The organism is Providencia sp. PROV223, from assembly GCF_028479245.1.
Taxonomy (GTDB): domain Bacteria; phylum Pseudomonadota; class Gammaproteobacteria; order Enterobacterales; family Enterobacteriaceae; genus Providencia; species Providencia rettgeri.
Genome location: NZ_JAMPNG010000003.1, coordinates 295404 through 306007, shown reverse-complemented (window position 1 = coordinate 306007; position 10604 = coordinate 295404). Strand labels below are relative to the sequence as shown.

The 10604-nt window shown below is 41.3% G+C and carries 8 protein-coding genes; 5 read left to right on the top strand and 3 right to left on the bottom strand.

Features of this window, described 5'->3' with window-relative positions; genetic code table 11:
- Positions 1 to 113 precede the first annotated feature (113 nt).
- Positions 114 to 1403 (bottom strand): glutamate-1-semialdehyde 2,1-aminomutase, encoded by a 1290-nt coding sequence (hemL, locus tag PR767_RS06290; protein WP_004913690.1) that lies wholly within the window; start codon positions 1401 to 1403, stop codon positions 114 to 116.
- Between the two features lie 213 nt (positions 1404 to 1616).
- Here hemL and erpA point away from each other — a divergent pair, with 213 nt between their 5' ends.
- Entirely contained in the window at positions 1617 to 1961 is a 345-nt protein-coding gene (gene erpA / locus PR767_RS06285; protein ID WP_004260480.1) for an iron-sulfur cluster insertion protein ErpA, read from the top strand.
- A 288-nt stretch (positions 1962 to 2249) separates the two neighbouring features.
- Here erpA and btuF read toward each other — a convergent pair whose 3' ends face one another.
- A complete protein-coding gene (gene btuF / locus PR767_RS06280) occupies positions 2250 to 3080 on the bottom strand; it encodes a vitamin B12 ABC transporter substrate-binding protein BtuF (protein ID WP_272520023.1) in 831 nt (276 codons plus the stop codon).
- Positions 3081 to 3145: 65 nt separating this feature from the next.
- Entirely contained in the window at positions 3146 to 3838 is a 693-nt protein-coding gene (gene mtnN, locus PR767_RS06275; protein WP_115166792.1) for a 5'-methylthioadenosine/S-adenosylhomocysteine nucleosidase, read from the bottom strand.
- A 246-nt stretch (positions 3839 to 4084) separates the two neighbouring features.
- Between mtnN and dgt the strand changes: the two genes are divergently transcribed.
- The 4 genes from dgt to mazG all read left to right on the top strand — a co-directional run bounded on the left by dgt (position 4085) and on the right by mazG (position 10472).
- Positions 4085 to 5611, top strand: coding sequence for a dGTPase (gene dgt / locus PR767_RS06270; RefSeq protein WP_109912052.1), 1527 nt, complete (start codon positions 4085 to 4087; stop codon positions 5609 to 5611).
- A gap of 174 nt (positions 5612 to 5785) precedes the next feature.
- Complete coding sequence (rlmD, locus tag PR767_RS06265) at positions 5786 to 7117, top strand: 23S rRNA (uracil(1939)-C(5))-methyltransferase RlmD (protein ID WP_110732209.1); 1332 nt, start codon at positions 5786 to 5788, stop codon at positions 7115 to 7117.
- Between the two features lie 16 nt (positions 7118 to 7133).
- Positions 7134 to 9365 (top strand): GTP diphosphokinase, encoded by a 2232-nt coding sequence (gene relA, locus PR767_RS06260; RefSeq protein ID WP_004913677.1) that lies wholly within the window; start codon positions 7134 to 7136, stop codon positions 9363 to 9365.
- Positions 9366 to 9677: 312 nt separating this feature from the next.
- On the top strand, positions 9678 to 10472 hold the full coding sequence (mazG, locus tag PR767_RS06255; protein WP_109912054.1) for a nucleoside triphosphate pyrophosphohydrolase: 795 nt from the start codon (positions 9678 to 9680) through the stop codon (positions 10470 to 10472).
- The last annotated feature ends 132 nt before the right edge of the window (positions 10473 to 10604 follow it).

Below are 10604 nucleotides of genomic sequence, written 5' to 3'. Positions count from 1 at the left end.
TTAGAAAATTGTGGTGTAAGGCTGCAACTGGTGGCTATCCAATCTTTCTCTACCGATGCAAAAGAATAGAGGTGAAAGTAGGTAACATTTCACCTCCGTAATTTCAATATGAATTAATTCGTTTTGATCTTCATCAGCGCTGTTTCTGCCGCTTTAACTGTTTTCTCAATATCTTCATCACTGTGGGCGATTGACATAAAACCCGCTTCAAATGCAGAAGGCGCAAGGTAAATGCCTTGCTCTAACATGTAATGGAAAAATTTCTTAAAGCGTTCAACGTCGCACTTCATCACATCTTGGTAGCAAGTCACTGTTGGTGCGTCGGTGAAGAAAATACCAAACATACCACCGACGTGATTGATAACCATCGGGATACCCTGTTCTTGGGAAACACGTTTTAAACCACGAGCTAACTTTTCTGTTAATTCATTTAAACGTGAGTGCACACCCGGTTGAGAGACTTCTTTTAAACAAGCAAGACCAGCAGCCATCGCGACAGGATTACCAGATAAGGTTCCCGCTTGGTAAACAGGCCCAATTGGGGCTAGTTTTTCCATAATTTCAAGGCGGCCACCAAAGGCACCTACAGGCATACCACCACCGATGATTTTACCTAAACAGGTTAAATCAGGTTGAACATCATAGTAATCTTGTGCTCCACCTAATGCGACGCGAAAGCCAGTCATGACTTCATCAATGATGAGTACGGCATTGAATTCATCACATAACGCACGTAAACCCGGTAAGAACTCAGCCGTTGGTGGTACGCAATTCATATTTCCAGCAACAGGTTCAACAATCACACAGGCAATGTCTTCTGGATAATTTTCAAATGCTTGGCGAACTGAAGCTAGGTCATTATAGGTACAAGTTAATGTGTGTTTTACAAAATCTTCGGGGACGCCTGGGGAGTTTGGTTCACCCATCGTAAGCGCCCCAGAACCAGCTTTGACTAATAAACAGTCTGCATGGCCATGATAACAGCCTTCAAATTTGATGATTTTGTCGCGGCCTGTGTAACCTCGAGCCAGACGAATTGCACTCATGGTTGCCTCAGTACCTGAATTCACCATGCGTACCATATCCATAGATGGCACTAACTCACAAACTAATTCAGCCATTTCAACTTCGGCGGCAGTCGGTGCACCAAAACTTAACCCTTTATGGACCGCTTTAATCACAGCATCTCGGATCTCAGGGTGGTTATGGCCTAATACCATCGGTCCCCATGAGCCAACGTAATCCACATAGGCTTTACCGTCAACGTCATAAATATAAGCGCCATCCGCTTTTTCAATAAATAATGGGGTTCCACCAACACCATTAAAAGCACGAACAGGGGAGTTTACACCACCAGGGATTTGTTCTTTTGCTTGTGCGTAAAGTTTTTCAGATTGTGACATCGCAGGGCTCCAGAAAGAGGCTAAGAAAAAAATTGCCCTCATTCTAAAGCACCACACCAATTAAACCAAATATTGATACGAAGATATGCACAATGTGTCTAATTGCTTAACAACACTTGAACCATTTAGTCAAGTGGCGGATAATTAGGTTAATTGATCTGAGTAGGTTTTAGCCTACGCATGAATTTACCGGTCACCGGTTTGGAGTAAAAAATGAGTGATGATGCAGCTCTGCCTTTGCAATTTACTGATGCGGCAGCAATTAAAGTTAAAGATCTAGTCTCTGATGAGGACAACCCAAATCTGCGTCTGCGTGTTTATATCACTGGTGGCGGATGCAGCGGTTTCCAATATGGTTTCACATTTGATGACCAAATCAACGAAGGCGATATGACAATTGAAAAGCAAGGTGTTGCTCTTGTCGTAGACCCAATGAGTTTACAATATTTAGTCGGTGGAAGTGTTGATTATACCGAAGGTTTGGAAGGTTCGCGTTTTATTGTGACTAATCCCAATGCTAAGTCTACTTGTGGGTGTGGTTCGTCCTTCAGCGTCTAATTCTCGTCATCCTTCAACCTGTAGCTGTGTTGGCTGCATTCACTAGACCTAGTCACATACTTTTGTATGCTCCTAGGTTCTAGCTCATTTGCCGCCTTGCTACAGGCCGAATGATTTAGATAATTATTGAGTTCTTCTTCAACCTGTAGCTGTGTTGGCTTCATTCAGCTACTCGGGTCACATACTTATGTATGCTCTCCGAGATACCTTCATTTGCCTCCTTGCCACAACTCGAACTATTTAGAAAATTTTCTTAATTCTTAATTCTTAATTCTTAATTCTTAATTCTTAATTGGATAGTGAGTTTAACTGTTCACACAGTTGTTCGGTTGCGTTCACAATCCTTGGGCCTGCACGGTGAAACCAATCTTCATTTAATCGGATTATTGGGATATTGAGCTGGGAGTGCCAAAATTCTTTCACTGCTTTTTCCTGTTCTGCTGAGCCCGTCATGATTATTACATCTGGTTTGCGAGTGAGTACCTGCTCACGACTGACTTGTGGCCATTGAACTGAGCTATTAGCAAAAATATTTTCACTCCCACAAAACTCGACGACATCATTTTGCAGCGTATGGTTACCAGCGCTAAATAGAGGTTGAGAGCCGAGCTGAATGAACACTCTCTTAGGTTTGTTATTAGAAATTTTTGTATTTTGATAAGGCGCTAGCTTAGCGCGCATTATTCCCACATTTTGTTGTGCAAACTCTGGGTTTGGACTGTATTGTGCCAACTCAGTGACTGAATTAATGACATCATCAATGGTTTGAGGGTCAAAATAAATAATTGGAATGCCGAGATTCGCAAGCTGATCAAGAGGGCGTTGGGGGTTGCCTCCTCGCCATGCGAGGATTAAATCAGGTTTTAGTGCGATAATACGTTCTACATTTAAGCCTTGCCAATCAGAGACTTGCTCTAGTTTTTTAGCTTGTTCTGGGTAATCGGAGTAAGCACTGACCGCAATTAAGCTATCCCCAAGCCCTGCTGCATAAGCAAGCTCAGTATTGGCTGGTGATAAGCTGATAACGCGTTGCTTTGCCGCTCCTAGTGCCGAAAAAGCCACCAATAAACCACATAATAAGGTAATAGTAAGAGAGAAATAATGCGTTATTCTTTTCATAACAAAATTCATCGTGATATTAAAAAAGTATAACTAACAATTAGTTATACTTTTTATGAGAATTATTAAGCGAGTTTGGATAAAATTGCAGTGATCATTAATGACGATTGACGGGCAGCAACGGGTAAGAATTCATCGAAGCTTGTGTGGGATTCCTTATCAGCCACATCTGAAATGGCACGGACAACGACAAACGGGGTACCAAATTGGTGACACACTTGGCCAATCGCGGTGGCTTCCATTTCTACTGCCGCAACTTGCGGGAACATCGCTTTGATGCGAGCCAGTGGTTCAGCACCATTAATAAAAGCATCGCCGCTACAAACTAAACCACGAACAGCGTTCATATCCAATAGCTGAATGCACTGCTCAGCAACTTCAATCAGTTTAGTATCCGCGACGAAAGCGGGTGGGCACTGTGCCATTTGGCCAGGTTCATAACCGAATGCTGTCACATCAGCATCATGGTAACGAACTTCAGTAGAAACCACGATATCACCAACATTTAAACGAGGGTCTAGCCCACCGGCGGAGCCTGTGTTAATCACGACATCTGGTTGGCAATGCTCCAGTAACAATGTTGTGCCGATTGCGGCAGCGACTTTACCAATACCTGATTTCAATAACGCAACGTCAACGCCATTAATTTGACCTGTATAAATCTCACAGCCAGCGCGGTTAATAGTTTGGCAGTTTTCAATTTGCGAGCGCAAAATCGCCACTTCTTGTTCCATGGCACCAATTATTCCAACTTTCATTTTGTCTCCTTTTCCCTGCTCAATTTGCACTATTAGTGTCAATATTTTGACTAGGGACGATAATGTTTTATTGTGTTATTGCTGTATTCTTCGAGTGGGTTCGCAATTTTAATTGCAACAACTCGGATTTAGACAACGAAATTACAAAGATGCACGAAGTGTAACATTGAAAGGTGAGTCGTGAAGTTTTTTTCCTATATTTAGGCTATATAATGAAGCATCAATCGAGATAGGGAAGGTGGCAGAGTGGGTGAGATTAATTTTGTTAAGAAGTTAAACTTTCAGCGTAACTACATGAGCAGTGCGAAAAACCAAAAAATTTCACCTAAAGATGAAGATGCGGTTAATCGCTTATTCGAAAGTGACCGCGGGAGGATCATTAATTCAGCTGCCATTCGCCGTTTGCAACAAAAAACGCAAGTTTTTCCCTTAGAGCAAAATGCAGCAGTTCGCAGTCGCTTAACTCACTCATTAGAGGTACAGCAGGTTGGCCGTTACATCAGTAAAACGGTTTTAGGCGAACTAAAAAAGAAAAAATTGCTTGAACCTTATGGGCTAGATGAACGGTGTGATGCTTTTGAGAGCTTAGTCGAAATGGCCTGCTTAATGCATGATATTGGCAATCCACCATTTGGGCATTTTGGTGAGGCAGCAATTCAACGGTGGTTTACTAAATTACTATCGCCTAGTTACTTATTTACTCCGAATTCCCCTGATCCATGCAAAATACCTGCATTACAGTTAACTGGAAATGAAAAGCAAGATTTATTCCGCCGTCAATTAAAACAGGATTTATGCTCATTTGAAGGTAATGCGCAAGGGTTACGTATGGCGCATCGCTTACTCAAACTAAACTTAACTTATGCGCAAGTTGGCTCTATCTTAAAATATACGCGTGGAGCTTATGATTTGGAGCCAATTCCCCCTGAGTTTGATTATTTGATGAAAAAACCAGGCTATTATTGGTCAGAGGTGGACTTTGTCAGTGAGCTAACCAAAAAGCTCGATATGGAAAAATATTGCCGTTTCCCGCTGTCCTATATTATGGAAGCGGCTGATGATATTTCATATTGCATTGCTGATTTGGATGACGCTGCGGAAAAAGGCATTTTTACTGTTGAGCAGTTGATTGAGTATTTAAAAGCAGAGTGGGGAGATATTGAACAAAATGATTTATTCGATCAAACCATTATGCGAGCTTTCAATAATATCAGTGACAACCACACAAGACGTATTCAGCAAGATCAATTCTTTATGTATTTGCGCGTAAATATCACAGGAAAATTGTCTCATTATAGCGCACAACAATTCATTAAGAATCTACCCGAAATTTATAACGGCACTTTTAACAGTGCTTTGTTAGAAGATAAAAGTCCAGAGCATAGGCTATTAAAAGTACTGAAAACAGTGGCTTTTAAACATGTATTTAACCACCATGAAGTTGAAGAGTTAGAACTACAAGGCTATCGAATTATCAGTGGATTATTAGATTTTTATAGTCCACTACTGATGATGGATAGAAGCGATTTTGCTGACCTCGTGGACAAAAATTACCACAAGCATTTTTTCATTGAAACGAGGTTATTCCATAAATTATCTAATAAGCATCGCTTATCTTACACGGAAGCACTTGAGAAAATTTCTGCAACGAATGAAGCAGATAAATCTATACTTGAGTTTTATTATCGAGCTCGTTTGATTCAAGACTATATTAGCGGTATGACAGACCACTATGCCTATGAAGAATATCGTAAATTTATGGTTAGCAATTGATATAATAACTGAATAGCTTAATAAAAATAGAAAAGTAGTCAATCAAATGATAGGAAAGCAGGTATAATAGCCTGCTCGTTTTCCTTGATTAATTAGCGAAAAAAAACAACGCATTAAAATTGAAAACTCGGCAATCATGATTTTTATAACTTAATATTCTGTAGTGACTATTTTATGGCTCAATTTTACTCTCCTAATCGCCGTACCACTCCACGCCGCCAGATCACGGTTGTAGCTGATAGCCTTGATGCCGCAGGGCAAGGTGTTGCTCGTATCGAAGGAAAAACCATTTTTGTAACAGGTTTATTGCCTGAAGAAGAAGCCCAAATTGAATTGACGGAAGAGAAACGGCAGTTTGCTAAAGGGAAGGTAATTAAACGTTTGAGCACGAGCCCTCAAAGAGTAAAGCCACGGTGCCGTTATTTTAACCAATGTGGGGGATGTCAACAGCAACATGTTGACATTGCACTACAAAGAGAAAGTAAAGCTCATGCTTTAGCTTATCTGATGCGACGCGAAACATTGCAAGATATATCCTGTGCCGAGGTGATTTATGGTGAGTCATATGGCTACCGTCGCCGAGCTCGGTTGGGGCTACAATATCAGCCTAAAAGTAAAAATGTCGTTATGGGGTTTCGTCAATCTCAATCTAACACATTAGTTGATATAAAAAATTGCCCTATATTATCTCCTGATTTGGATATCTTATTAAAACCACTTTCTGAATGCATTAACCAGCTCAGTAATAAAGCGAAATTGGGCCACGTAGAGCTTATTCACGCAGACAATAGCAAAATTGTATTGATTCGTTACTTAACACCTTTTTCGTTATCAGATACTCAAAAGTTAAGCAATTTTGAAAATCAGCACGGAGTGTCTATCTGGTTAGCGGGTAATGATGAAAACTTACAAGCTCTGTCACCAAATTCGCCACAACCTGAGTATCAAGTTGCTGGGGAAATACTAAAATTTAACCCATTAAATTTTATTCAAGTGAACGGGCAAGTTAACCAGTTGATGGTAGAACAAGCTTTAGCATGGTTAGATCTAAACAGTGAAGATAGGGTATTAGACCTTTTTTGTGGAATGGGTAACTTTACATTACCTATCGCACGGTTAGTGAAATCCGTTGTGGGTGTTGAAGGTGTGGAAAATTTAGTCAAACAGGCACGAAATAACGCACAGCTCAATACTATTTGTAATGCGACATTCTATAATGAAAACTTAGAAGCCCAGATACACACACAACCTTGGGCGGCTCATGGCTTTAATAAAGTATTATTAGACCCCGCTAGAGCTGGAGCCGCTGGTGTTATGGAACATTTAATTAAACTGATGCCAGAAAAAATTGTCTATGTTTCATGTAACCCCACAACATTGGCAAGAGATAGCAAAGTTTTACTTGATGGGGGCTATCAGTTATTACAGTTGCGGATGCTAGACATGTTTCCGCATACTAGCCATTTAGAGTCAATGGCGTTATTTATCCGTCGCCCAGAGGTTTAATAGGTAGGGAGAATATATGGTTGCAGTAAGAAGTGCGCATCTTACCCCAGCAGGTGAGTTTGCCCCAGAAAAGTGGGTTAACGGTCTGGGATTGAGCAATAAACAATCAGAAGAAAAGCTCATCCATACCTGGCAATATTGTCACGATAAACTAGCCGGACAAGAAATCGCCCCTCTGTTACTGTGGCGCGGTATTGAAATGACCGAAATCCTATCGACATTAAGTATGGATATCGGCAGCTTACAAGCAGCTTTACTTTTTCCTTTAGTGGAAGAGGGGAAGTTGGAAGAGCAAGAAGTTATTGATGAGTTTGGTCAATCCATTCACGAACTCGTTAAAGGCGTGCTGGAAATGGATGCGATTCGTCAACTCAAAGCCACGCAATCGAGTGAAACGAGCTCGACACAAGTCGATAATATTCGCCGTATGCTATTGTCGATGGTGGAAGATTTTCGCTGCGTTGTCATTAAACTAGCGGAACGAATTGCACATTTACGTGAAGTCAAAGATGCCACTGAAGATGAGCGCGTTTTAGCGGCTAAAGAGTGCTCAAATATTTATGCCCCCCTAGCAAATCGCCTAGGAATTGGGCAGTTAAAATGGGAGTTAGAAGACTTCTGTTTTCGTTATTTGCATCCCGATGAATATAAGAAAATTGCAAAGCTCCTCCATGAACGTCGTATTGACCGTGAAGAGTATATAGATACTTTCGTAACAACCTTACGTAAGTACATGTTAAAAGAGAATATTCAAGCTGATATCTATGGCCGGCCTAAGCATATTTACAGTATTTGGCGTAAAATGCAGAAAAAATCATTGGCATTTGATGAACTGTTTGATGTGCGAGCGGTGCGTATTGTTGTTGAACGCTTGCAGGATTGTTATGCTGCATTAGGGATTGTACATACCCATTTTCGCCACCTTCCTGATGAGTTTGATGACTATGTGGCGAACCCAAAACCTAATGGTTATCAATCTATTCATACAGTGGTGTTAGGGCCAAACGGCAAAACGCTTGAAATTCAAATTCGTACCCGCCAAATGCATGAAGATGCAGAGCTGGGAGTTGCGGCCCATTGGAAATACAAAGAAGGCGCGACTGGCATTGGTAAAGGCAGTAGTTACGAAAACCGCATTGCATGGTTACGTAAGCTGATTGCATGGCAAGAAGAAATGGCAGATTCTGGCGAAATGCTAGATGAAGTTCGTAGCCAAGTGTTTGATGACCGAGTGTATGTCTTTACCCCAAAAGGGGATGTGGTGGATTTACCAGCAGGCTCGACACCGCTTGATTTTGCTTATCATATTCACAGTGATGTCGGCCACCGTTGTATTGGTGCAAAAATAGGTGGGCGTATTGTCCCATTTAGCTATCAATTACAAATGGGCGATCAAATTGAAATTATTACTCAAAAGCATCCAAATCCAAGCCGCGACTGGTTAAACCCTAACTTAGGGTATGTCACAACCAGCCGTGGGCGAGCTAAAATCCAAAATTGGTTCCGTAAACAAGATAGAGACAAAAATATCCTTGCAGGGCGTCAAATTTTAGATAGCGAACTATCACAGCTTGATATTAGCCTTCGTGAAGCAGAAAAACTGCTAATCGCACGCTACAATGTTCATTCATTGGATGAGGTTTTGGCAGGAATTGGCGGCGGTGATATCCGTATCAACCAATTAGTGAATTTCCTGCAGAGCAAATTTAACAAAGCCACTGCCGAAGAAGAAGACCGTGCGGCAATGAAGACATTAGAAAGTAAGTCTTCACTCCCAAGAGCACCATCTCATAGTAGCGGCCGAGTGGTGGTTGAAGGGGTTGGTAACCTAATGCACCATATTGCACGCTGCTGCCAGCCAATTCCAGGGGATGAAATTGTCGGTTTTATCACGAAAGGAAGAGGTATTTCCATTCACAGTGCAGACTGTGAACAATTAGCTGAACTACAAAGCCATGCACCAGAACGCGTAATAGATGCAGTTTGGGGAGAAAACTACTCGAGTGGTTATTCTCTTGTGGTTAGAGTTATTGCTAATGACCGCAGCGGCCTGCTGCGTGATATCACGACAATATTAGCAAATGAGAAAGTCAATGTGCTTGGTGTCAGTAGCCGCAGCGATGTAAAACAGCAACTGGCAACGATAGATATGACTATTGAGCTGTATAACATTGAGGTGCTGAGTCGGGTGTTAGCTAAGCTGAATCAGTTGGCGGATGTTATAGAAGCAAAGCGTCATTCTCAGTGATTTTCTTCATATTTTGAGTTGTAGGGGTGTTGGCTGCGCTTAGCTACTCGGGTCACATACTTGTGTATGCTCCCCGAGATATCTTCGCTTGCCGCCTACCTACAATTCAAACTATTTTGAAAATCGGTATATTTATATTCTAAAAATCCCTCTCTTCATGTTTTTAATTATTCTTTTCTATACAACTTCTGTTTCTTCATGAGTTAGTTAGCAAAAATTTATTTTTTTGGGAAAAATTTGTCGATTGCTCATCAACTCTGATAAGTTTGGGATAAAGGACAACTAGAAACAAAAAAATTAAAGGTTAATACAATGAGTCAGACAAATCTTCAAATCGAACGTTTATTATCAATTATGAAGCAGCTTCGAGATCCGCAAACAGGGTGCCCATGGGATAAGGTACAAACATTTAAAACTATTGCGCCTTATACGCTTGAAGAAACTTATGAAGTGCTTGATGCGATAGAACGTGAAGATTTTAGCGACTTAAAAGGTGAGTTGGGAGACTTATTATTCCAAGTGGTTTTCTATGCGCAAATGGCGAATGAAAAATCACTCTTTGATTTTAGCGATATCTGCCAATCTGTTAGTGATAAGCTCGAACATCGCCACCCTCATATTTTCGATGCAAATAATACACTGAGTAGCACAGAAGTGATTGAGGGATGGGAAAAACGAAAAGCCAAAGAGCGAGCTGAAAAATCGCAATTTTCTGTGCTAGATGATATTCCAAATTCACTCCCAGCACTAATGAAAGCCTATAAAATTCAAAAACGTTGTGCGTCAGTTGGTTTTGACTGGGATACGCTAGGCCCTGTTGTTGGTAAAGTTCATGAAGAGCTTGAAGAAGTAATGGAAGAAGCCACTCAGGCGGTTGTTGACCAGTCGCGCTTAGAAGAGGAAATTGGCGACTTATTGTTTGCAACCGTGAATTTATCACGCCATTTAGGTTATAAACCTGAAATAGCGTTGCAAAAAGCGTGTAACAAATTCGAAGGTCGTTTTCGCCAAATCGAAAAAAGCCTCGCGGAAAGTGGTAAAACGACAGAAAGTGCTACACTTAATGAGATGGAGGCACTTTGGCAGCAGGTTAAGAGCCAAGAATAAAATGGCTCGTCATATTTCGCACTACAGCGTTGTTGGCTGCGTTCGGCTACTCGGGTCACATACTTAGTGTATGTTCCCCGAGATATCCTCTCTTGCCGCCTAGCTGTAGCACGAACTATATAGAGCCAATTC

Coding starts and splice junctions, on each gene's coding strand:
- erpA (WP_004260480.1), top strand. CDS start 1,617: ATGAGTGATGATGCAGCTCTGCCTTTGCAATTTACTGATGCGGCAGCA.
- mtnN (WP_115166792.1), bottom strand. CDS start 3,838: ATGAAAGTTGGAATAATTGGTGCCATGGAACAAGAAGTGGCGATTTTG.
- mazG (WP_109912054.1), top strand. CDS start 9,678: ATGAGTCAGACAAATCTTCAAATCGAACGTTTATTATCAATTATGAAG.
- rlmD (WP_110732209.1), top strand. CDS start 5,786: ATGGCTCAATTTTACTCTCCTAATCGCCGTACCACTCCACGCCGCCAG.
- hemL (WP_004913690.1), bottom strand. CDS start 1,403: ATGTCACAATCTGAAAAACTTTACGCACAAGCAAAAGAACAAATCCCT.
- relA (WP_004913677.1), top strand. CDS start 7,134: ATGGTTGCAGTAAGAAGTGCGCATCTTACCCCAGCAGGTGAGTTTGCC.
- btuF (WP_272520023.1), bottom strand. CDS start 3,080: ATGAAAAGAATAACGCATTATTTCTCTCTTACTATTACCTTATTATGT.